The 21,426-nt window shown below is 65.5% G+C and carries 20 protein-coding genes; 10 read left to right on the plus strand and 10 right to left on the minus strand.

Going from position 1 to position 21,426, the window contains the following annotated elements:
* Positions 1–629: 629 nt before the first annotated feature.
* On the plus strand, positions 630–1,649 hold the full coding sequence (locus ACFWF1_RS13230) for an alpha/beta hydrolase (protein ID WP_379284966.1): 1,020 nt from the start codon (positions 630–632) through the stop codon (positions 1,647–1,649).
* A 7-nt stretch (positions 1,650–1,656) separates the two neighbouring features.
* On the opposite strand, the gene ACFWF1_RS13235 is transcribed toward ACFWF1_RS13230, so the two are convergent.
* Positions 1,657–2,469 carry an FAD-dependent monooxygenase gene (locus ACFWF1_RS13235; protein ID WP_379285197.1) on the minus strand — a complete coding sequence of 271 codons (813 nt, stop codon included), beginning with the start codon at positions 2,467–2,469 and terminating at the stop codon, positions 1,657–1,659.
* 386 nt (positions 2,470–2,855) lie between these two features.
* Between ACFWF1_RS13235 and ACFWF1_RS13240 the strand changes: the two genes are divergently transcribed.
* Positions 2,856–3,572: a spermidine synthase gene (locus ACFWF1_RS13240; protein ID WP_379284965.1), complete on the plus strand. Its 717-nt coding sequence runs from the start codon at positions 2,856–2,858 to the stop codon at positions 3,570–3,572.
* A gap of 3 nt (positions 3,573–3,575) precedes the next feature.
* Here the strand turns inward: ACFWF1_RS13240 and ACFWF1_RS13245 are convergent, their stop codons facing one another.
* From ACFWF1_RS13245 to ACFWF1_RS13255, 3 genes are all read right to left on the minus strand, one after another.
* Complete coding sequence (locus tag ACFWF1_RS13245; protein WP_379284964.1) at positions 3,576–6,476, minus strand: RND family transporter; 2,901 nt, start codon at positions 6,474–6,476, stop codon at positions 3,576–3,578.
* Positions 6,473–6,886, minus strand: coding sequence for an MmpS family transport accessory protein (locus ACFWF1_RS13250; RefSeq protein WP_379284963.1), 414 nt, complete (start codon positions 6,884–6,886; stop codon positions 6,473–6,475). The genes ACFWF1_RS13245 and ACFWF1_RS13250 overlap by 4 nt, the downstream gene beginning before the upstream one ends.
* Before the next feature lie 252 nt (positions 6,887–7,138).
* Positions 7,139–9,082 (minus strand): nitrate- and nitrite sensing domain-containing protein, encoded by a 1,944-nt coding sequence (locus ACFWF1_RS13255; RefSeq protein WP_379284962.1) that lies wholly within the window; start codon positions 9,080–9,082, stop codon positions 7,139–7,141.
* Positions 9,083–9,524: 442 nt separating this feature from the next.
* Here ACFWF1_RS13255 and ACFWF1_RS13260 point away from each other — a divergent pair, with 442 nt between their 5' ends.
* From ACFWF1_RS13260 to ACFWF1_RS13280, 5 genes are all read left to right on the plus strand, one after another.
* Positions 9,525–9,893, plus strand: coding sequence for a type II toxin-antitoxin system RelE/ParE family toxin (locus tag ACFWF1_RS13260; RefSeq protein WP_379284961.1), 369 nt, complete (start codon positions 9,525–9,527; stop codon positions 9,891–9,893).
* Entirely contained in the window at positions 9,893–10,219 is a 327-nt protein-coding gene (locus ACFWF1_RS13265; RefSeq protein ID WP_379284960.1) for a helix-turn-helix domain-containing protein, read from the plus strand. Before ACFWF1_RS13260 ends, ACFWF1_RS13265 begins: the two co-directional genes overlap by 1 nt.
* Before the next feature lie 149 nt (positions 10,220–10,368).
* Complete coding sequence (locus ACFWF1_RS13270) at positions 10,369–12,405, plus strand: M3 family metallopeptidase (protein ID WP_379284959.1); 2,037 nt, start codon at positions 10,369–10,371, stop codon at positions 12,403–12,405.
* On the plus strand, positions 12,405–13,271 hold the full coding sequence (locus ACFWF1_RS13275) for an alpha/beta fold hydrolase (protein WP_379284958.1): 867 nt from the start codon (positions 12,405–12,407) through the stop codon (positions 13,269–13,271). The genes ACFWF1_RS13270 and ACFWF1_RS13275 overlap by 1 nt, the downstream gene beginning before the upstream one ends.
* A 98-nt stretch (positions 13,272–13,369) precedes the next feature.
* Positions 13,370–14,056, plus strand: a complete 687-nt coding sequence (locus ACFWF1_RS13280) for a serine protease (protein ID WP_379284957.1) — start codon at positions 13,370–13,372, stop codon at positions 14,054–14,056.
* A 10-nt stretch (positions 14,057–14,066) separates the two neighbouring features.
* Here the strand turns inward: ACFWF1_RS13280 and ACFWF1_RS13285 are convergent, their stop codons facing one another.
* Both ACFWF1_RS13285 and ACFWF1_RS13290 read right to left on the minus strand, forming a co-directional pair.
* Entirely contained in the window at positions 14,067–14,687 is a 621-nt protein-coding gene (locus ACFWF1_RS13285; protein WP_379322181.1) for a TerD family protein, read from the minus strand.
* Positions 14,688–14,915: 228 nt separating this feature from the next.
* Complete coding sequence (locus ACFWF1_RS13290) at positions 14,916–15,455, minus strand: C40 family peptidase (RefSeq protein WP_379284956.1); 540 nt, start codon at positions 15,453–15,455, stop codon at positions 14,916–14,918.
* Positions 15,456–15,725: 270 nt separating this feature from the next.
* Between ACFWF1_RS13290 and ACFWF1_RS13295 the strand changes: the two genes are divergently transcribed.
* Positions 15,726–16,199 (plus strand): NUDIX domain-containing protein, encoded by a 474-nt coding sequence (locus ACFWF1_RS13295; RefSeq protein WP_379284955.1) that lies wholly within the window; start codon positions 15,726–15,728, stop codon positions 16,197–16,199.
* A gap of 28 nt (positions 16,200–16,227) precedes the next feature.
* Here the strand turns inward: ACFWF1_RS13295 and ACFWF1_RS13300 are convergent, their stop codons facing one another.
* Positions 16,228–17,505, minus strand: coding sequence for a hypothetical protein (locus ACFWF1_RS13300; protein ID WP_379284954.1), 1,278 nt, complete (start codon positions 17,503–17,505; stop codon positions 16,228–16,230).
* Between the two features lie 349 nt (positions 17,506–17,854).
* Positions 17,855–18,148 (minus strand): RNA polymerase sigma factor region1.1 domain-containing protein, encoded by a 294-nt coding sequence (locus tag ACFWF1_RS13305; protein ID WP_379284953.1) that lies wholly within the window; start codon positions 18,146–18,148, stop codon positions 17,855–17,857.
* 163 nt (positions 18,149–18,311) lie between these two features.
* Between ACFWF1_RS13305 and ACFWF1_RS13310 the strand changes: the two genes are divergently transcribed.
* Entirely contained in the window at positions 18,312–19,532 is a 1,221-nt protein-coding gene (locus ACFWF1_RS13310) for an exo-alpha-sialidase (RefSeq protein WP_379284952.1), read from the plus strand.
* 4 nt (positions 19,533–19,536) lie between these two features.
* Here ACFWF1_RS13310 and ACFWF1_RS13315 read toward each other — a convergent pair whose 3' ends face one another.
* Together ACFWF1_RS13315 and ACFWF1_RS13320 are read right to left on the minus strand one after the other, a co-directional pair.
* The gene (locus ACFWF1_RS13315; protein WP_379284951.1) at positions 19,537–20,505 is read right to left on the minus strand and encodes a G1 family glutamic endopeptidase; all 969 of its coding nucleotides are present in this window, start codon (positions 20,503–20,505) and stop codon (positions 19,537–19,539) included.
* A gap of 390 nt (positions 20,506–20,895) precedes the next feature.
* Positions 20,896–21,150 (minus strand): hypothetical protein, encoded by a 255-nt coding sequence (locus ACFWF1_RS13320; RefSeq protein WP_379322177.1) that lies wholly within the window; start codon positions 21,148–21,150, stop codon positions 20,896–20,898.
* 10 nt (positions 21,151–21,160) lie between these two features.
* On the opposite strand from ACFWF1_RS13320, the gene ACFWF1_RS13325 reads away from it, so the two are divergent.
* Entirely contained in the window at positions 21,161–21,424 is a 264-nt protein-coding gene (locus ACFWF1_RS13325; protein WP_379322178.1) for a lytic transglycosylase domain-containing protein, read from the plus strand.
* Positions 21,425–21,426: the final 2 nt, after the last annotated feature.

Consider the following 21,426-nt stretch of genomic DNA (forward strand, 5'->3'; position numbering starts at 1 on the left):
TTATCCGGAATGGTTTGGATTCCGCACCGAAAGGGCACCTGAGTGCCACCCGGCTTCAGCGCGTCATGGCTCATCGCGGACAGCCGGGCCGACCGCTGCCAGTTAACCAAGACCCAATCTCGGCCGCCACCAACCATGATCGTCCCGGAACGATTCCCAGAAGGCACCGGACAGGCTGACGTGCGCGATCACGTCCGGATCAGGTTAACGGCCCGCATCCTATTTACTAACACTTCCATGCAGGCTCCATTGCTTGCTATTTGCCATAACCAATATTACAGGGCAACTCCGTGACTGAGCCCACATATACCATTTGGATATAATTAGGATTCTATGATGATTTGATTACGTCCATCAATCCAAGTGATAGCACACCCCTGCAAAAGACAGTCAGGGCCTTTCAGCGCGAGTCTTGCGCGCGCCGGGCGGCCGCGGGCGGAGCGAGTCCGCAGCCGAGTGTCCCGGTTCCGGCGCCGAGACCCGATGCGGCCGCCGACGTGGGTACAGTCACTCAGCGGCGCTGTTGTGTAACAGTTTTGCCGCTGCGGAAGACGCACTGTGTGGGGATTGGGGCGGCCCGCGCCGGTCGAAGCACAGCCGATAGGGAGTACTAGATAGATGCATGTTCGATGAAGCTCACCGCACTACGCAGCACCGCCACGCTGCGCACCACCGTTGTCGCGCTCGCCGCCACGTTGTCCGTGAGCCTGCTCGGCGGGACCGCGTCGGCTGAGCCGCAGAAACCGTCGGCCGTCTCGTCGATCACCAAGGACGGACGCACCTGGCACCTCAAGGTCTACTCCGCCGCGATGGGCACCGACGTCGCGATCGACGTGCAGCGTCCGGCCGACGAGTCCAAGCCCGCGCCGAACCTGTACATGCTCAACGGCCTCGACGGCGGCGAGGGTACCGCCAGCTGGCAGGCGCAGACCAAGGCGCTGGAGTATCTGTCCGACAAGTCGGTCAACGTCATCCAGCCGATCGGCGGTCGCGGCAGCTACTACACCGACTGGCTCAAGCCCGATCCGGCGCTCGGCGTGAACAAGTGGAAGACCTTCTTCACCGAGGAGCTGCCGCCGCTGCTGGACAAGACGCTGCAGTCCACCGGCCGCAACGCGTTGACCGGCCTGTCCACCTCGGGCACCTCGGTGCTGCAGCTGGCCGAGGCCAAGCCCGGCCTGTTCAAGTCCGTCGCCGCGTACAGCGGCTGCGCGCAGATCGCCGACCCGGCGGGCAAGCAGTTCGTGAAGCTCGCCACCGAGACGTGGGCGGGTGGCGACACCAAGAACATGTACGGCCCCGACGACAGCCCGCTGTGGGCCGAGAACGACCCGGTGATCAACGCGGAGAAGCTGCGCGGCACCCTGCTCTACGTCTCCAGCGGCAGCGGCATCCCGGTGCTCGACGACGTCAAGTATTACCTCGGCAGCTCGCCCGGCCCCTCCGGTGCGGTCAACCTCAGCCTCGGCGTGATCATCGAGGCCGCCGTCAACGGCTGCACGAACAACCTGAAGAACCGGCTCGACTCGCTGAACATCCCGGCGACCTACCAGTTCAACCCCGTCGGCACCCACTACTGGCCGTACTGGGAAGAGGCACTGCACAATTCGTGGCCGATGCTCGCCCAGGGCATGGAACTGCCGCACTGATCGTCGATCACTGAACGGGAGGAGTCCATCGGACTCCTCCCGTTTTCGTTTGGCTCGTCATACGTGTCGACCGGATCGAATCTCCTTGGGTGTCAACGCGATCAGTAGCCGCCTGGCCGCCGAACATCGCGGCTGCCGCTCGACCGTTGCTCTGGTTCTCGGCGACGTACGGGCGCAGTTCCCGCTCGTATGCGTCGAACGCGACCGGGTAGTGGCCGTCCGCGTCGGCCAGCGCCCTGGCCAGCGTACGAGCCCCGATCAAGGCCTGCGAGGTGCCTGCGCCGCTGGTCGGCGCCGCGCAATAGCCGGCGTCGCCGATGAGCGCGACCCGGCCGCGTGACCAACTGTCGAGGCCGACCTGGCCGGACGAGCTGAAGTAGAAGTCATCGGCGGCGGTCATCGCGTCCAGCAGATGTGGTGTCTGCCAACCATTCCCGGCGAATGCGTCGCGCACCGCCCGCTCCTGCTCAGCCCGGTCCCGCCGATCCAATTCGGCCGAGTCGGTGGCGAACGAGAGGCTGACGGTCAGCCGGTCTCGGTCGGCCGCGCTGAAGAGGTAGATCGCCGTGTTCCCCGCGGACTGCAATAGTCCGGCACGGTCGAGGCCGAGGTGATTGCCGGTGCTGAAACCGGCGCCGGAAAGCCCTAGGTGACAAACCATCTCGTCGTGCGGGCCGAAGACCAGTTGCCGAACCTTCGAGTAGACGCCATCCGCGCCGAACACCAGGTCGAACTCGCGCGCAGGGCGGTGCTCGAACTCGACCGTGACACCCGAGTCATGCTCGGTCAGCGCGACCCCACCGACGAACCCGAGCAACACTGGCAAGCACTGATCGAAACTTCACCACCCACCGCCCACTGTGGGCGGCTCAGTCCCCCTGGCCCTACTGACCGGCCTGATGATGCAATGGCTACTGGACCCAGACCACGCCCCCTCCGGCGCAGCCGTAACCGCCGAACTCCGCACATTGATCTAACAACGCCCGAGATACGTTGCTGGACAATCGCTCACGAGGAACTGGTGCTGTTAGCCTCTCGGGCGATACCAGCATCAGTTCCCCCTGAGCAGTCGACCAACTACTGCGGCGCCGAAGGGGCGTGCCGCGTCATACCGAATCGACTGCGGCCCACCATGCACCAAGCGGTCGGCCCTCGCGTTGCGCAACCTGCGCAAACGGGCCTCGTGCAGGGCCTATTGTCACTGCGATGAGCGCACACTTCGAGGAATTGGGCTGGCAGCAGACGGCTATGGGGGAGATCAGTTTGCGGCGGCGGTTCGAGCCGACTGCGCGTATTGATGTTTTCGAGGTCAAGCTTGGGGATGAGTATCTCATGTCGAGTTTGTTCACTGTGGCGGAGCGTGAGCTTGCGCGGTTGGGGTTGGCGCGGACTCAGGGGGCGGATTTGGATGTGATTGTCGGTGGGTTGGGGTTGGGCTATACCGCGCAGGAAGCGTTGCGGGACACCAGGATCAGGACTCTTACTGTTGTCGAGTATTCGGATGCGGTGATCGATTGGCACAGCCGCGACTTGCTGCCTGACACAGTCGGATTGGCTGCGGACAGTCGAGTGGCCCTCGTTCGGGCCGACTTCTTCGCCGCAGCGACGGGCACGGTGGGTTTCGATCCGCAGAGTCCGGGGCGGACCTACGACGCGATCCTGCTCGACATCGATCACTCACCGCGTCACGTGCTGCACGACCCGCACACCGCGTTCTATACCCAGGACGGCCTGCGGGCGCTGTCCAATTATATTGCCCCGCAAGGCACTTTCGCTCTGTGGTCCGACGACGCCCCCGACGACCAATTCCTGTCCGTCCTCGAATCCGTCTTCACCGACGTCACAGCCGAACAGGTGCCCTTCGACAACCCGCTCACCCGAGGCCGGTCGACCAACACGATCTACCTCGCCACCCGGTCCTGACCTTCATCGCTGAATCCGCAGGATATTGATCGGCCACCAGAACCAGCGACCGGACAGCGCCGCGATGGCGGGCACGACGAACGAGCGCACTATGAGGGTGTCGAGGAACAATCCGATGCCGACGGTGGTGCCGATCTGGGCGATATTGTGCGCGTAGCTGACCAGCATGGCGAACATCGTCACGCCGAAGACGAGCCCCGCGGTGGTGACCACCCCGCCGGTATTGACCATCGAACGGATGATGCCGGTATTGACCCCGGCCACGAGTTCCTCTTTGAATCGGCTCACCAACAGCATGTTGTAGTCCGCACCCACGGCGACCAGGAAGATGAACGATACCGGCGCCACCGACCAGTGCAGCGGATTGCCGATGATGTGTTGCCAGATAAGGACAGTCAGCCCCAGGGCGGACAGGTAGGACAGCGCGACGGTGCTGATCACCGCGACCGCCGCGACCAGGCTGCGCAGCAGGATCAAGACCACGCAGAACACGAAGGCGAACGCGGCGACCACACTGGTGATGAAGTCCTCGCGGGCGAAGGCCTCGATATTCAGCAGCGTGCCGCCGGGACCGCCGATGCTGACCGTGCTTCCGGCCAGCGACGTACCCTTCATCGCCTGCAACGACGCCGGGATGATCTTGGCGCTGAGATCCATCGCCTCCCGGCTGAACCCCTCCATCTGCGGCGTCACCACCATCCGCGTCACCTTGCCGTCCGGCGAAAAGAAGTACGGCAGCGCGCTTTTGAACAGCGGACTGTCGAACGCTTGGCTCGGCAAGAAGAAGAACCCGTCGGGATCGCCCGCGGTGAAGCCCTTTCCGACTTCGTCCAGGAACTGGGTCATCTCGGATATCTGCGGCAACAGGATATTCAGGGTGCCCTGTAGCGGCGCGAGCACACCGTTCACCTGACCGATGAAATCCCGCAGGCTGGCAATTTGCGCGCCGAGTTGCGGAAGTGCTTGCGACGCAGCATGAACACCACTGACGAGCCCGTCGACAGTGCTGTCGAGCTGCCCCACATCGTCGAACAGCGAGAACCCGGTGACCGCCGCCTGACAGGGCCGCACATCTTGGCAATTCGGGATCGACGTCACGAATTGCCTTGCAGGTTCTGCGGTATCGCGCAACGAGTCGAGTTTCTCGACCACGCCGCCGACGGCCGACTGCAACGCGACGGCGTTGCTGTTCACCTGCGCGAACCCCTGTTCGCCGGTGTCGAGCGCGGTCTGCACCCCTTTGATCGTGAGATTCAACTGATCGATGCGCCCGGCAAGGCCGGTCAGGTCGTCGAGCCGTGGCGTGAGCATGCTCTTCAACTGAGTGAAGCGGTTGCCGATGTAGCCCGCCTGGTTGGTCAGCGTGCCCTCCTCCAGCGGAGTCGTCAACGGCCGCGTAATACCTTGTACCGCACTGACTCCGGGCACCTGCAACACCGCGTTGGTCAGCTTCGCGAGCGCGATCAGATCCGCCGGATTGCGCAGATCATGATCGGATTCGACGAGAAACATGCTCGGCGCCATGATGTTCGGCGGCAGATGCCGGTCCGCCGCCGCAATCCCTTGGTTCGCAAGGGAATCACTCGGCTGCGCGATGCGCTCGTTGAAGCTCGGCCGGAATGTCGGCAGCACGAGTATCGCGAGCACCAGCACGGCGAGGCCGGCCACCAGCACCGGCCCGGGCCAGCGGACCACGGTGGTCGCGATCCGCCGCCACCGGCGCTGCGACGACTGCGGGCGCGGCTCGAGAAAGCCGAGGCGGCTGCCGAGCGCCAGCAATGCAGGCCCCAACGTCAATGCGGCGGCAAGGGTCACGCTCACCGCGATCGTGCACGGCAGGCCGGAGGTGCTGAAGATCGCGAGCCTGGTGATGGACATACAGGCCGTCGCGCCCGCGACCGTCAAACCCGAGGCCACGATGATGTGCAGAACCCCGTGCAGCGCTGTGTGATACGCGGTTTCCGGATCCTCGCCCGCACGCCGGGCCTCTTGATATCGACCGAGCAGAAAGATCCCGTAGTTCGTGCCGGCACCGAGCACGATCACCGCGAGCAGCGCGGACGCGAAGATCGAGACACCGATCACCTGATGTTCGCCGAGGTAGGCGACCACCGGCCTGGCCACCGCCAAGCCCATCCCGACCGTCAGCAGCGGCATGGCCACCGTGATCGGCGAACGATAGACGCACAGCAGCACCGCGCCGACCAGCCCCGCGCACACGCCGATGAGCAGCAGCATCGAGTCGTTGATCGCGACGAGTTCATCGTTGACGACCGCGGACGGACCCGTCAGGTACACCTTGATCCCCGGCGGTGGCGGCGTATCGGCGATGATGTCCCTGGCCGCCCGGGTGGATTCCATGGCCAGCGCGGTGCCCATATTTCCGGCCAGATTGAGCAGCACATAGGACGCCTTCCCGTCCGAACTCTCGTTGGCCGGAGCGAAGTTCGGGTTCGACCACAGGTCCATCGCCGAGTTGACGTGTTTTTTGTCCTGGGCCAGCCGGTCGAGCAGCGTCGTGTAGTAGCGGTGGGCGTCATTGCCGAGCGGCTTGTCCCCTTCCAGCAGCGCGTAGACGAAATTGTTCGTCCCCGCCTCACCGAAAGACTTGCCCATCTTGGCGATCGCCTGGACCGAGGAAGCCTGGTCCGGCAGAAAGGACCGAGCATGTCCCTTGACCACTGTTTCCAGTTGCGGGACAAAAAGGTTGAGACCACCGGCGGCCAACAACCACACCGCGATGATCGGCAGCGAAAACTTGTACAGCAGCCGCGCGGGCAACGGTCGGCCGGGCGCGCGCCGCGCCAGCGTCCTGGTGAACGGTACCGACAACTCCGCGCGCAGTCGGACCAGCACTTCACGCGCGCGAATCGAAGCCCGCGGCACCCACTGCGGCGTACTCATGACACCGGTACCGCGCAGTTGACGGCGGCAGAGCGCCCACTCGACACCTGCGAATCACGAGCTTTCCCGTCGACGACAATTCGGCACGAGACTCGGTCGGCCTCCGATTGTGCGACCACACCGGTCGACAACGTCAGTCGGTGCGTACGCAGCGAAGTCCGCCACGGCAGATCGGTCGAGACATCCTTGACGTTGCCCTGTCCGTCCAGATATGACAGCCGTACCGGCATTCCGCTCGGACCGTCGATCTCATAGTCGACGACCTTCTCGCTCGGCCGCCCCAGTACCGGGGGCGCGCTCGAATGCCCGATCGCCAGATCGGGAATTTCACTCAGTCGCAGCCGGGCGATGAATATCGTGGTCACACCCAGGACCAGGAATACGACGCCGTATACCCAGGCACTTTTCATGCTGGTCTCCGCTATCTGTTCGAGCCCTTTGTCCTTTTGTTCCGCAGAGTTCGCGGCACTCCGGTGCGGGCCTCGTTTCGCCAACACGTCGGCAGCCGATTCGACAGTCACGGAGATCTGCGGAGGGCGGCGTATTGCCGTGACGCACGGTAACAGGCACTATTTCGAGTCAGCAATATGGCATACGACATATCCGGGCCGGCATTGAGCCCTCGATCACACTGCTTGAACTAGAACTCCGGACCGGCCCGGTCAGCGGTGCAGAATCATCCCGCCGGGCACGCGGCTGTCGACCTCGGGTCCGACAGCAGGCGGCAGGGCCGAAACAATCTGACCGTCCCCCTCGGGCGCTCGCCGATCCTTTTCTCCCGCAATGATTTCCGCGGGCAGATGCAGCCGCGCGACGATTCCGCTGACCGGCGATACATTCAGCTCGACCTCGATACCGAGCCGCCGCGCCAATCGCCCGACCACGTAGTGCCCGAGATACCGCGTCGGCGCGACGACAAAGTCCTGTTCGCCGCGCAATCGAGCGTTGGCCTCGGCCAACCGGTCCGAGGGCATGCCGATGCCGTGATCGACCACGGCGAGGAGATAACCGGTCGGCAGCATCCGCCCGTAGATCTCCACCTCGAGATCCGGCGGCGAGAAGGCCAGCCCGTTCTCGATCAACTCGGCGAGCATGTGCGCGAGCGCGGTGACCGCCCCGCCGACGATCGCGACGTCGTCCACCCGGTGCACCACCACCGGGTGATAGTCGTCCACCTCGGACAGTCCGGCCCGGATCACATCGGTGAGCGCGATCGGCTCGGCCCAGCGCCGCGGGCTGGCCTCGCCGACCAGCACCAGCAGGTTCTCGGCGTTGCGGCGCATGCGGGTGGCGAGATGGTCGAGCTCGAACAGGTTGGACAGGCCCTTGGGATCGAGCTCCTGCCGCTCGAATTCACTGATCAGGCTGAGCTGGCGGCGGACCAGGTTCTGGTTGCGGCGCGCGAGATTGGCCAGCGACTCGACGGTATTGCGCCGGACCAATGCCTGCTCCGAAGCCAAGGTGAACGCGGTGCTCTGCACCCCGTCCAATGCCGCTGCCAGCGCGGTGATCTCGGTGCTCGCCCCCGGCGCGGCGCGCACCGGCTCGGGCGGGGGCGGCTGGGATTGGTCGGAGGTGTGCCAGGCCGCGATGACGCCGGGCAGCCTGCGATCGGCAACGTCGTCGGCCTCGAACGCCAGCATGGCCAGCGGGCGCACGATCGCTCGCACACTGACGAAAACCATTGTCACCTCGGCGATTACCGCGATCAACGCGGCAAGCAACACACCGCCGAGGATCAACGCGGCCTGCTTGCGCAGCACCACCGCGCGTTGGCGCACGTCATCACCGATCGCCTGCTGCACCCTGCGCTGCTCATCGATCACCGCCGTCATCTGCGCCCACCAGGTCACCGGATCCATCGAGCGCAGCAGCGGCCCCGCGTAGGACGCGATCGCGATCTGCTCCGATTCCGCTGCCTTGGTAGCGTTTTCGCTACCGAGCGCGGCGTCGAGCAGATGCTGCTGCCGACTGGTCGCGTCGCGGGCGAACGCGGCGAGGCCGGCCGTCTTGGCGGCACGGATCTCCTGGAATTGCCCGTACTCGTCGACCCGGAACTCGTCGGCGGCGAAGACTCCGTTGAGGAAGCCGCGCTCCTTGGCCGTCTGTTCCTTGGTGTCGCCCAGCGCGTACAGCGCCCGCAGTCCGTGCCTGACCTCCGAGTCGCGCGCCGAATCCAGCCCGAGCGTCAGGCGATTCAATACGGTGATGCCGTCGGTATAGAACTGGAAGGCCGCCTGCCTGCTGATCTGGCGGCCATCGATCTGCCAGCGAGTGTTGGCCAGCGCGGCGAATCTGTCCAGCGCCGAACGCAATTCGGCCGCGCCCGGCGTATCGCCGATGCCACTATCGAGCACGTTCAACGCCCGATCGGTATTCACCCGCTGATCGGCGACCGACTTCTCCAGCCGAGCGTCACCACCGAGCAGCCCATTGCTCAGCCCGCGCTCCCGCTGCACCTCCTGCACCAGGTCCTGCACGGCCAGCGCCAGCGAAACCCCCGCCACGGTGTCCCCACTCTGCCGATACGACCCGACTTCCCGGACCACGATCACACCGAGCAGCACCGACACCAGCACCAGCGAAACAATCAGAATTCGACTCAATTGACCGCGAATAGTGCGGGGCCGCACAATCCTGCTGCGCGCTCCACCAACTCCGGCAACAACTTCCGTGCTACCACCGAGAATTTCCGAACGCTGAGGCAAACGCACAACCTGCTCCTCTGATCGACACCGCGATCGCCCCACGCAGAGCACACGGAAAGTCAGCAGCAGCCTCCGCCCACCCCCACCCCCTGTCAACGCAAAACCAGACAAACACCCCACTCGTTACATTTCTAAACACACTGGTAATCAACCCTTTTCGAGATGTCGACAACCTCACAACCCCACACCGCCCGCTGTGAGGTGACCGGCGGAGCCACGCAGTCCGCGACGAGCCGTTCACCGTAGAACAGCAGTGCAGGCGACAAGCCCTCAGCCGTCGAATTCACCCCGCCGGGCATCCTGACACCCATATGTCGCCAACGACATATAGACTGATTGAGTGAAGCCGTACTCGATCGAGATCGAGCCAGAAGTGCGGGACTGGTTGGAGCAGCTTAAGCACTTCCTCAAGGTGGACGAATACGTCGGCCTGCTCGCCGAGCGCGCTCGTACGCTGGGCGAACCGTTCGCGCGCCACCTAGGCGAGGGTGTGCGTGAGTTACGACCGACGCTCGATGGGGCCGCGACCCGGATCACCTACTGGTTCCGGTCCGACCGCACGATCGTGTTACTCACGACATTCCGAAAAACCAAGGACCGGGAGGACGCTGAGGTGAAGCGTGCCATCCGTGCGCGAATGGTGTGCGAGGCCGAACATGGCCCCGCACATGACGAGTTCGTTCGCGTGATCGAAAAAGGAGAGCTGTGATGACACACAGTCGATGGACGAGGCGAAACGACGGCGAGCTGACCGAATCTGCGGCTGTCACCGAGGTACGGCAGGAGATCCGACTGTCGATGGCGTTGGCCGAGGCCGTCTACCGTCGCCGCACCGAGCTCGACTTGACGCAGACCGAGCTTGCCCACCGCGCGGGACTCACTCAGGCAAAAATCTCCCGGATCGAGGGGGCAGATGCCGTCCCCACTCTCCCACTGCTGGCGAAACTGGTGCGCGCCCTCGATGCTTCGCTCAATATCGCGATCGACGAGGATGACGCGCAGGTCAGCTTCACGCCGCACACCAGCGCGGCGTAGTCGACCGCTAGCCGGTGATCGCCGGTGGCTCGGGCGTGCATCGCGAAGCGCTCGAGCAACTGGCCAGCGCCGCGTAATCACGCTGCCGCAGCAGCTCGAAGCGCACATTCCACCGGCGGCGGGACGCCGATCCGGCATAGGGTTTCGGTATGACGAGCAACCCGTTCTTCGAGCGCAGCGCGCTGCCCTACCAGTTGCCCCCGTTTGCCGAGATCGGCGAGGAACACTATGTGCCCGCGTTCGAGCGTGGGATGGTGGAGCAACTGGCCGAGGTCGCTGCGATCACCGCTGTGGACGACGCGCCGACCTTCGTCAACACCCTCGAGGCGCTGGAGCGTTCGGGGGCGTTGCTCACCAGGGTGTCCAATGTTTTCTTCAATATCGCGTCGTCGGACTCCAGCGCGGGCACCGACGCGATCGAGGCGGAGATGTCCCCGAAGCTGGCCGCGCACCGGGACGCCATCTACCTCGATCCCGCGCTCTTCGCCAAGGTCGAATCGCTCTATCGACGCCGCGCCGAGCTGGGCCTTGGCGCCGAGGAACTGCGGTTGGTCGAGCAGTATCACCTCCGGTTCGTCCGCGCCGGCGCGGGGCTGGACCACGCGGGTCAGGCCCGGTTACGCGAGCTCAATACCGAAATCGCCGCGGCGACAACCGAGTTCGGCCAGAACAACGTGGCCGCCAGGAACGCCGCGACGGTGGTCCTCGACAGCGTGGACGAACTGGCCGGACTCAGCCCGGACGCGGTGACCGCCGCGGCCGAGAATGCCCGATCGGCCGGCCGCGCGGACGCCTGGGCGCTGAGCCTGCAGAACGTCTCCAATCAGCCCGTCCTCGCCGAGCTGGCCGACCGGGACGTGCGCCGCCGCGTGATGACCGCCTCGCTGCAACGCGGGTTGACCCCGGACCTCGACAACGGCAGCCTCGCCGTCCGCATCGCCGCCCTGCGCGCCGAACGCGCCGCATTGCTCGGCTACCCCGACCACGCGTCCTACGCCGTGGCCGACCAGACCGCCAAGACCCCCGAGGCAGTAGAGGAGATGCTCGGACGCCTGGTCCCGCCCGCGGTGGCCAACGCGGAACGAGAAGCCGCCGAGTTGGCGTCGGCAATGCAGGCCGGCGACGAACTCCGCTCGTGGGACTGGCAATTCTGGTCCCAGCGGGTGCGCGCCGAGCGGTTCTCGGTGGACGCCGACGCCTTGCGCCCCTACTTCGAACTCGAACGGGTACTGCGCGACGGCGTGTTCTTCGCCGCCGAACAGGTCTACGGCATCACCCTGCGCGAGCGCGACGACCTGGTCGGCTACCACCCCGAGGTCCGCGTCTTCGAGGTCTTCGACGCCGACGGCAGCGCGCTCGGACTGTTCCTCGGCGACTTCTTCGCCCGGCCGTCGAAGCACGGCGGCGCCTGGATGAACGAACTGGTCTGCCAGTCCCGGCTGCTGGACGAACTGCCGGTGGTGGTGAACAACCTCAACATCGTGAAGCCGCCGGCCGGCGAACCGGCCCTGCTCACCTGGGACAACGTCCGGACCCTGTTCCACGAGTTCGGGCATGCGCTGCACGGCCTGTTCTCCGATGTCCGGTACCCGTTCTTCTCCGGAACCGAGGTGCCCCGCGACTTCGTCGAGTTCCCGTCGCAGGTGAACGAGATGTGGATGGCCTGGCCGGCGGTGCTCGCGAACTACGCCAAGCACATCGACACCGGCGAGCAGATGCCCGCCGAACTGGTCGAGCGCATGTCGGCGGCCGAACAGTTCGGCGAGGGCTTCCGGACCGTCGAGTATCTCGGTGCGGCGCTGCTGGATTGGTCGTGGCACCGCGTACCCGGGGCCGCGGCGCTGGCCGGGACGGACGCCGAGACGTTCGAGGAGGAGGCGCTGCGAAAGGCGGGCCTCGCGATCGAGGCGATCCCGCCGCGCTACCGGACCGGCTACTTCGCCCACATCTTCGCGGGCGGCTACGCCGCGGGGTACTACTCCTACATCTGGAGCGAGGTGCTGGACGCGGACACGGTGGACTGGTTCGACGACGGTGCCGCCTCGATCCGCGAGAAGGGCACGGTCTTCCGGCGCGAACTGCTCGCCCGCGGCGGATCGGTCGATCCGCTCGTCGCCTTCGAAGCCTTCCGTGGCCGCGCGCCCCAGATCGAGCCGCTACTGACCCGCCGCGGACTGATCAGCTGATGCGAGTGCGGGAGTGGCGCGACGGCGGGCGCAGGCTGCGCACGCGGGCCGGCTCGGTGTTCGTCCGCTCCGCGCCAGGTGACGGGCCGACCGTCGTACTGCTGCATGGTTATCCGTCCAGCTCCTACGACTTTCGCGAGGTCGTCGAGCGGCTCGGCGGCCGGGCCTGGTTGGCCATCGACTTCCTCGGCTTCGGCCTGTCGGAGAAGCCGCGCCCGCACCGCTACAGCCTGTTCGAGCAGGCCGACATCGTCGAGGAGGTGCTCGCCGCCACCACGACGGACCCGATCGTGCTGCTGGCGCACGACATGGGCACCTCCGTCGCCACCGAGCTGCTGGCCAGGGATATCGACGGCGCGCTGACCTGCACCCTCGAACGCGCGGTGCTGAGCAACGGCAGCGTGATCCTGGAGAAGGCGTCGCTGCGCCCGATTCAGCAGATCCTGCGCGGCCCGCTCGGGCCGGTGGCGGCGCGGCTGGCGAACCGCCCCGTCTTCACTCGCGAGTTCGCGCAACTGTTCTCGGCAGCTCACCCGCTGACGGCGGACGAGGCTCGGGCGCAGTGGGAACTGCTCTCGCACGACGCCGGTCATCGGATCGCGCACCTGCTCACGGCCTATCTCGATGAGCGGGTGACCTATGCCGACCGCTGGCACGGCGCGGTCCGCGACTGGACCAAACCGCTCGGCTTTCTGTGGGGCACTGCGGATCCGGTGGCCACCGTGGCGGTCCTCGACGGACTGCGCGCGCTGCGCCCCGCGGCCACGGTGCTCGAACTCACCGGCCTGGGCCATTATCCGCAGCTGGAGGACCCCGACGCCTTCGCCGCGGGTGCTCGAAAGCTGTTGGCTATCAATAACGCCTAGGCGAATTCGATTGTGGCGTAGCCTGTTTGGAAACGCGCAACGCGGGAATGACGCGAAGACCCCGGCCAGCCGGTACCGGGAGATCGACCAGAGGAGTCATGCTCGTGACACGAACCGCACTCGTCTTTGCCGCCACCGCCGCCGCCACCGCCGCCGCCACCGCCGCCGTGGCGCTCGGGACCGCCTCCGCCGCAGCGCAAACGGACAAAGTCCCGCCGACCGTCGGCGGCGGTTCCGGCATCCTGGTCGACACGCATGTCGGATGCACGCTGACGACCATCGGCCGGGACAGCGCGCAACGGCTGGTCGGCTTGACGGCCGGACACTGCGGACAGCCGGGCGCGACCGTGGTCGTCGAGGGCGATCCCGACGGTGCGGCGGTGGGCCGGTTCGTCTACTCCGATCACACCCTGGACTACGCGGTCATCGAATTCGATTCGGCGCGAGTGACTCCGGTGAACCAGGTCGGCGGCACCACCATCACCGGTCTCGGCGGCCCCGCCGCCTTCCCGAACGTCGTGTGCAAACGCGGCAGCACCAGCGGGACGAGTTGCGGTGTCGTCTGGGGCGATGTCCGCGCGACCGCCACCGAGACCTGGACCCAAATGTGTGTGATGAAGGGCGATTCCGGGGCGCCCGTAGTGATCGGCAGCACCTTGGTCGGCATGGTGAACGCCTATCTCGGCGTCGGCTGCTTCGGGCCGGAGGTCGGCACCAACATCAGCGCCATCATGAACGATCTGAACGCACGCGGCGATATCGGCGCCGGGTACCAACCACTCTGACGTTGTCGGGCTACGGCAGGAACTGCGCCAGCTGCGGGACCGCTTCGGCCACGTGATGGGCGTAGAGGCCTGCACCGATTCCGACGAAGTACCAACACTGCGGTGTCCGAACGAGTTTGCCCATCGCCAGGCCGGTGTGCGGGCCGCCGCTCAGCACGTAGCGGGTGATCTCGGCGCCGGAGGTGGTGTCGAGGAGGCGGAAGTACGCGTTCTCGATCTGCGCGAAACTCTGTTCGGAGTAGGAGGTTACGAGGAAGATCACCGATGTCACCTCCGGCGCCAGCCGGGTCAGATCGACGGTGATCACCTCGTTGTCGCCCGCGCCGTCGCCCATCGGGCTGTCGCCGCTGTGCGAGACCGATCCGTCTCGGGACACCAGTTGCTCGTGGTAGACGGCGTCGAACAGTACTTCGCCCGCGAAAAGCAAAGCCGCCGAGTTCAAGTCGATCCTGCCGCCGGGCGTGACCGTGCCGTCGTCGTCCACCCACAGGCTTTCGTCGGACGGATCCCAACCCAACGAGACCGCGACATGCTCGGGCAACGTGCCATCGGGATTCTGCAACGGGAAGGACAACCGTGTCCCCTTTCTCAGGGGCGACCACGGTATCCAGCTACCGCAACGCCTAACTATCTCGAAACTTGCCCGGGCTCAGCCGCGTTCGGTCGACGATAGCTCCCGTCGCGCCTGCTCGCCGTCGAGTGGCTCGTCACCGTTGACGTTGCCGGGGGCATCTTTTCGACCGCTGCCGCCGCGGACTCGGCCCGCATATCTGCCGACCGAGTCCGAGACAGCCCGTTACCGGCCGCATACCCCGCAAACATCGAATCCAATCGCCGACTTTCGGCTACGTCCGGCGAATCACAACCGGCGCGCGCCCGCATAAGGCATCGACGAGATCGGCGCGAGTTCGACTCCGGTGCTCTCGGTGCCAGCGTGGATCACCGTGCCGTTGCCCGCGTAGAGACCGGAGTGGCCGCCGCCGTAGAACGAGACGAGGTCGCCGACGCGCAGTTCGCTCTGCGCGACCGGGATGCCTGCGGCGAGTTGCGCGCCGCTGGTGCGTGGCACCTCGCGGCCCGCTCGGCGATAGGCCCATTGCACCAGGCCCGAGCAGTCGAAGGCGTCGGGACCCGCCGCGCCACTGCCGTATGGCGCGCCGAGTTTAGTGCGTGCGGCGTCGAAGGCGCGTTCGGCGACCGAGTTCAGCGGGTTCTGAATAACGGGAATTGTCACCTCGCCGGGCAATTCGAGGCTTCCGATATCAGGCAGTCCGATCGGCCGGGCATGCGCCGGCGTCGCGGCCAGCAGCAGGGAACTCGTCGCGGCGGTCGCGACGACCAATATCGTCAGGGCGCGGTAACATTTACCCTGCTCAGAGCCTTCATCGATGGATGCCATGGTGCGTTACTCCGATCTCCGTCGACGCTCGGTGCGAAAAGATCACCGAGCCTTGAATGGATTTCGAGAACACCGGGTGTTCGTAATTCCATCGGATCCGAATGCCACTCTCCGGCACCTTCAAGCCAACAGCAAGCGCGACACGCGATCTATAACGAACTAATCACTGCGCTCATTTCGTTGCGATCACGCGCAGATATCTGAGCAATATCCACCATCGCGGCTGCTCGCCCATGGTTTACGAACAGCCGCACGAATACTGTCGTAGCCATGGCAACTCCCGACTTCATCCGAACCATCCGGGCCGACGCGGGCAAACAGCTGCTGTGGCTGCCCGGCGTCAGCGCCGTGGTCTTCGACGACGACGGCCGATTGCTACTCGGCCGTCGGGCCGACAGCGGCAACTGGGCGATCCTCGCCGGGATGCCGGAACCCGGCGAGCAGCCCGCGGCCTGTGCGGTGCGAGAGGTGTACGAGGAGACCGCCGTTCGGTGCGTCGCCGAGCGCATCATCCTGGTCCGAGCCATGCCGGCGCACACCTATCCGAACGGTGATATCTGCCAGTTCATGGACATCACCTTCCGATGCCTGGCTGTCGGCGGCACGGCGCGGGTCAATGACGACGAATCGTTGGAGGTCGCTTGGTTCGACGCCGCCGCGCTGCCGGAACTGCCCGAGCATGACCTATTGCGCATCAAGCACGCGATGTCCGACGAGCCGACCTGGTTCGAACCCGCACCCTGACAGACTGTGCCACGGCACGTCGCCCGCGTCAGTTCTGTTCGCAGGCGGTGACGGAGCCTCGTGAGCCCTGGCCTTTGATGGTGCAGGTGTTTTTGCCTGCGCTGCCGTCGACGAGGTTGTTGTTGACGTCGATGGTGATGGTGTCGTCGTCGTTGCCGCCGAAGATGCTGCCGTTGTTGGCTATTGCGGTGATGGTGTCTTTGCCGGTGCCGCTGTTGGGGTCGGCGCCGCTGGCGACGTCGCTGCCGTCGCCGAGGACGACGGAGTCGGTGGTGCCGACGGTGCCGACGTCGATCCTGTCGTCGCCGTTGCCGCCGATCACGGTGGCGGCGCGGGAGTTTCCGTCCTTGTTGAGCGAGGTCGCCGACAGCACGTCGTTGCCGTCGCCACCGAAAACGCTGGCGCCCAGGTACATGTCGCCGGCCTTGATGGTGTCGTTGCCGTCGTCGCCCCACAGCGCGGAGCCCGAACCGCCGAGGGTGCCGCCGGTGATGGTGTCGTCGCCGGGTCCGCCGTGTATCCAGCCGCCGGTCATCTCGTCCACCGTGATGGTGTCGTTGCCCGCGTCCGGGATGGGTGCGAAGGCGTCGCCGTAGATGTCGGCCGCGCCGACCGTTCGGTGGATCGCGATCGTATCCTTGCCCACACCGCCGAACACCGCGTCGGGTGCGTCCGGCGCGGTGGCGCTCGGCGGTCGCTCGCCGAGACTGACGGTGTCGATGGTGATGGTGTCGTCGCCCTCGTCGCCGGACACCCGGCCGCCATGCGCGCCCGCAGTGGTCTCCGGCTTGGCCGGATCGGGCTGGAAGACATAGCCGACGCTGCCGACCTTGATGACGTCGTTGCCCGGGCCGCCCAGCACAGCACCGTGGCGCCCGACGTTACCGCCCGCGCCCTTCTGCATCGCCGCGTCGCAGGCGGCGGGACGGTCTTGCCCGCCGACCGTGATCTCGTCATCACCCGGACCGCCGTCGAGGACGCCGCCGTTGCTGTCGTTGGCGCCGAGACCGTCTGCCGGGCAAAGGAATCGACCGACATTGCGCGCCGATATCTTGTCCTTGCCCGCGCCGCCCAACACGACCGCCCCCTCGAGCACGTCACCCTCGATCACGATCGTGTCGTCGCCGTCCCCCGCGTCGATTACCGCCCCGGCCGGCAGATTATCGGTACAGGTAATGGTGTCGTTGCTCGGCGTCACCGCTCCCCTGCACCCGGCAGGCAAACCCTCGGCCTGCGCCGGACCGGCCAACACCATCCCCGCAAGCAACGCGGAAACTCCCACGATCGACCGCGCCCGAATCACCACAGCTCATCCCTCCGTCGCACCGAAAACCTGCCCGGCCAAGATCACCGCCATTCCGTATTCGAACCTGCGAGGCATTCGGATCGGCGGCACTTGGCACTGCGTTCGATGCGGGCGGAGGGGAAATGCGCAATCCTGCGGCAACCGCACTGGTCGGAAGCACCACCGACGTGGAAACATCGAGTCAGGAATCAGTGCGTGCGGTTTCTCCGCGATGAAAACCGGGTGCAGTGGGTCGATGTCCATCGCAACGCTCGGAGTGGGCTGCGGCAAGACCTACTGGCGAACCAGAATCGTTGAACTGGAACGTGTTTCGCGCACAAAACCCTCGGCGCGACGATCGGGTCGAGCGCTAGTCCACCGGATCCGTCTCATAGACCGGGATCCCCCTGGCGTCCAGCATCTGGATGATGCCGACGAACTGATCGCGATCTCCGACGGCCTCCGGAACGTATTCGTTGATCTCGGCGTGGGTGATGTACTTCTGCTCGTGACCGAGGGTGATCAGTTCCTTGATTCCAGCATGGGGCATACGGTGATCTCCAGGTCTCGGGTAGCCGTACTGCTGTCGGCCCAGGGAAGCCAACGCTATCAGCGCCGCGCAGGTGATCGCTGAAATATCGGCGGAATCAACGGTTTCCGCCACTGCCGAAGGCTAGCCACGCCATAACCCATTTCCGCTGGACACGGCACACGAGTACCCGTTCGGGTCAGCCGGAGCGGGCCCGCGATTGGGTAAGGTTTCGACTGATCTCCGCCAGCGTGAATTTCGCCAGAGCCATCGTTGTTTCGAACTCGAGGGAGTGTCTGTGCGACGAGTCGGTGTGCTGCTGATCGTTATCGGTGTCGGCCTGAGCTGGCCATCGGCCGGCGCCGAGCCGCCTGCCGCACCGCCTCGCCAAGCGCTGTATCCGGAGAGCAGCTTCTATCCGCGCATGATTCGCCTCGAACACAGCGGCGCCGCCAACGGCACCATTGTGGCGAGCGTCAATACGTTGCAACAAACCGGCGCGATCATGGCGAGTATCGACGGCGGCAAGACCTTTCGGCAGCGCGGCACCATCAGCGATTCCGTTTCCAGGAAGGGCAGCCAGCTGTGCTGTTCCGCCCTGTTCGAACTGCCGACGGCGGTCGGCGATATGCCCGCGGGCACCCTGCTGTGGGCCGACACGGTGTTTTCCGATGTGCTCGACGTCGTGCTGCGCCATGTCGAACAACGACTATGGGCCAGCCGGGATCATGGCGCGCAGTGGGAATTCGTGTCCAGTATCGCGACGTCGAACAGCCTGTTCAGCTTCACCGATTGGGGACCGCTGCTACCGAGCGCGTGGGAACCGAGCCTGTCGATCTCGGCGGACGGGCAACTCGTCGCCTTCTACTCCGACGAGACCGACAGCCGCGACCACAGCCAGAAATTGGTGCAGGTCCGCTCCCCCGACGGTGTGCACTGGGTGAATCACACCGACACCGTGGTCAGCGACGTCGAATACGTCCGGCCCGGCATGGCCAACGCGATCCGATTGCCGGACGGCAGCTACTTCCTGAGCTACGAAATCTGCAACACCGACAAGGTGCATCAGTGCCTGGCCTATTTCCGGAAATCAACGGACGGTTGGAATTACGGCGATCCACGATTCCTCGGCACGGTGGTGCGCACCGGCACCGACGGCGGCTATACCCAGCACGCGCCCTACCCGGCCTGGAGTTCAGGGCCCGGCCCGAACGGCACCATCCTGCTGTCCGGTCAGATGGTGTCGAGCGTGGACGGCACGGTGACGCCGGAAACCGGGCGGACCATCCTGGCCAACGACACCATGGGTGCAGGCGATTGGTATGAAATCCCCGCACCGATCGTCATCGACGGCATCACCGACGCGCCGTGCAAGAACTACAGTTCGGCGCTCTTGCCCGCACCGGACGGAAAGTCGGTCATCGAGGCCGCGACCGATCTGGACAGCGACGGAGTCTGCCGCGCCTATTACGCCGCGGGGCCGCTGACCGGCCCGCCGCCCGCCGCCGCGGGCAAGTAGCGGCCTATTTGGCGATGGTGAAGCTGGTGCCGTCCTTGGTGATCGGCCCGGGGTGCAGCTCACCGTTCGTGGCGCCGATCGAATAGCTCACCGGTTTGAAGGCCGACAACGGCTTTCCGTCGACCTTCACATTGGTGAACACGACCGGGCTGAATCCCGGCAGCGCACTGTTGAGCTGACCCTCGACGATGACCTCCGCGGTCTGCGCGGGCGCGTCGGAATGCGCGACCGTGGTCCGCGTCCAATTCTGCGTCACGTTCGCGACCGTCATCGTGTAGGTCTGACCATCGAAGTCGACCGAGGCCTGCATCTTGTCGCCGGGGGCCGACGTCACGTCCGGGTAGATCACCGGGTTCGCCGGATACGCCTCCCACAGCGCCATCCGATACGTCTGCTGCGCACACATCGCGGCGCCGGGTGCCGAGCCGGTGCCGGTGGTCGCGCACGCGCCGGACGCGGCCTGACCCATTTGCGTGTTCACGCTCTCGGCGGCCCGGATCGCATTGCGGAACCACGCGGGATTATTGGCCACGGTCGCGCTCGCCAGGTTCACGATCGCCAGCCCGGGCAGCGACGCCAGGGCGCCCGCCGCGCTCACGCAAATGGCCTCGGAACCGGTCTGCATCAACGGCAAGGCCTGCTTTCCGTTGACCAGTGTCCCGTTCAAACCGACCCACGGCACCACGCGCTGAATCACGCCGGTATCGGAGCATTGCACTTCCGGTTCGATCCATTCCGCGGAAATACTCTTGAAGTTCCCGGTGACCACATATCCGGCCCAGTTCGTGCCGCGAATGCGCGGCGGTGTCGCCTCCGTCTTCGCACTCGGCGGTGCCGCATTCGGTGCCGTGCTCGGCTCCGGCGCGCCGTCCGCGGTTGCCGACGACGGCGAAACCAGCACTGCCACGATCGCCCCCACCACCGACGCGGCGAGACGGTTTCGAATTCGCGTCCGACCCGGGGTAGTCATCATGAACAGGGACAATAGCTGAAAAGCATCACTGCCGCGCGCCGCCGCGCGGCAGTGTTTTCGCAGGTAGTGAACGGTTTCCGCGAACGCCGGAACTTGCTGACCTGCACCACTGGAAGATCGGCGACCCCGGCGTGTCGCCCGCTCCCCACCTCCACTTCGCGCTGCGACACGCCGTACGCGCTTGCCCGGCTCGCGCCGCCGGATCCACCATCGCCGCGGCAAGCGCAGGAGAAGTCGGGGTTTCGCTCGGCAAGCACCAATTCCGCTTCGCACAAGTCAATTGCACGCGGGTGGATTTCATACCCGAGCCGGATCACCGACTATACCCGCATGCGCGAATTCTATTCATTTGGCGGACACTCCGGAGCGGCTGCACGGCAACGACGGTCACTAGTGATTTGCTGAATTAGCACTACCGGCTTCGAGATTCATCCATGGATACGAAAGGACCGAATCGACGATGCGGTACTTCATTCCTACCCTCGCAGCAGCCGTCTGTGCCCTTTTCTTCTGCGCCGCTCCGGCAAACGCGGTCGCTACCGACTGCGCGGCGCCCGACGCACCGCCGATTTGCGCGACGCCGTCGAGCACCTGGAAAACCCAGCCGGCCGGCTCGGTCCTCTCGATGCCGCGGGCCGCCGTCAAGGCGTTGGCGATGACACTCGTGCCGCCGCATCATTTCTGGGCGTTCGACAACATCATCACCCGGGAAAGCGGCTGGAATGTCTTCGCCGTCAATCCGGAAAGCGGCGCCTACGGCCTCGGTCAGGCGCTGCCGCCGGAAAAGATGGGCACGCACGGGGCCGACTGGCCGTTCAACCCGGTGACCCAGATCCGCTGGACCTACGACTACATGAACAAGCGCTACGGCAGCCCGATCGGCGCCTGGGAATTCTGGCAAATACATCACTGGTACTGACG

It is taken from the genome of Nocardia sp. NPDC060255 (assembly GCF_042727395.1).
Classification (GTDB): domain Bacteria; phylum Actinomycetota; class Actinomycetes; order Mycobacteriales; family Mycobacteriaceae; genus Nocardia.

Coding starts and splice junctions, on each gene's coding strand:
- ACFWF1_RS13295 (WP_379284955.1), top strand. CDS start 15,726: ATGGCAACTCCCGACTTCATCCGAACCATCCGGGCCGACGCGGGCAAA.
- ACFWF1_RS13250 (WP_379284963.1), bottom strand. CDS start 6,886: ATGAAAAGTGCCTGGGTATACGGCGTCGTATTCCTGGTCCTGGGTGTG.
- ACFWF1_RS13315 (WP_379284951.1), bottom strand. CDS start 20,505: ATGATGACTACCCCGGGTCGGACGCGAATTCGAAACCGTCTCGCCGCG.
- ACFWF1_RS13230 (WP_379284966.1), top strand. CDS start 630: ATGAAGCTCACCGCACTACGCAGCACCGCCACGCTGCGCACCACCGTT.
- ACFWF1_RS13280 (WP_379284957.1), top strand. CDS start 13,370: ATGCTCGTGACACGAACCGCACTCGTCTTTGCCGCCACCGCCGCCGCC.
- ACFWF1_RS13240 (WP_379284965.1), top strand. CDS start 2,856: ATGAGCGCACACTTCGAGGAATTGGGCTGGCAGCAGACGGCTATGGGG.
- ACFWF1_RS13265 (WP_379284960.1), top strand. CDS start 9,893: ATGACACACAGTCGATGGACGAGGCGAAACGACGGCGAGCTGACCGAA.
- ACFWF1_RS13270 (WP_379284959.1), top strand. CDS start 10,369: ATGACGAGCAACCCGTTCTTCGAGCGCAGCGCGCTGCCCTACCAGTTG.
- ACFWF1_RS13245 (WP_379284964.1), bottom strand. CDS start 6,476: ATGAGTACGCCGCAGTGGGTGCCGCGGGCTTCGATTCGCGCGCGTGAA.
- ACFWF1_RS13290 (WP_379284956.1), bottom strand. CDS start 15,455: ATGGCATCCATCGATGAAGGCTCTGAGCAGGGTAAATGTTACCGCGCC.
- ACFWF1_RS13325 (WP_379322178.1), top strand. CDS start 21,161: ATGACACTCGTGCCGCCGCATCATTTCTGGGCGTTCGACAACATCATC.
- ACFWF1_RS13275 (WP_379284958.1), top strand. CDS start 12,405: ATGCGAGTGCGGGAGTGGCGCGACGGCGGGCGCAGGCTGCGCACGCGG.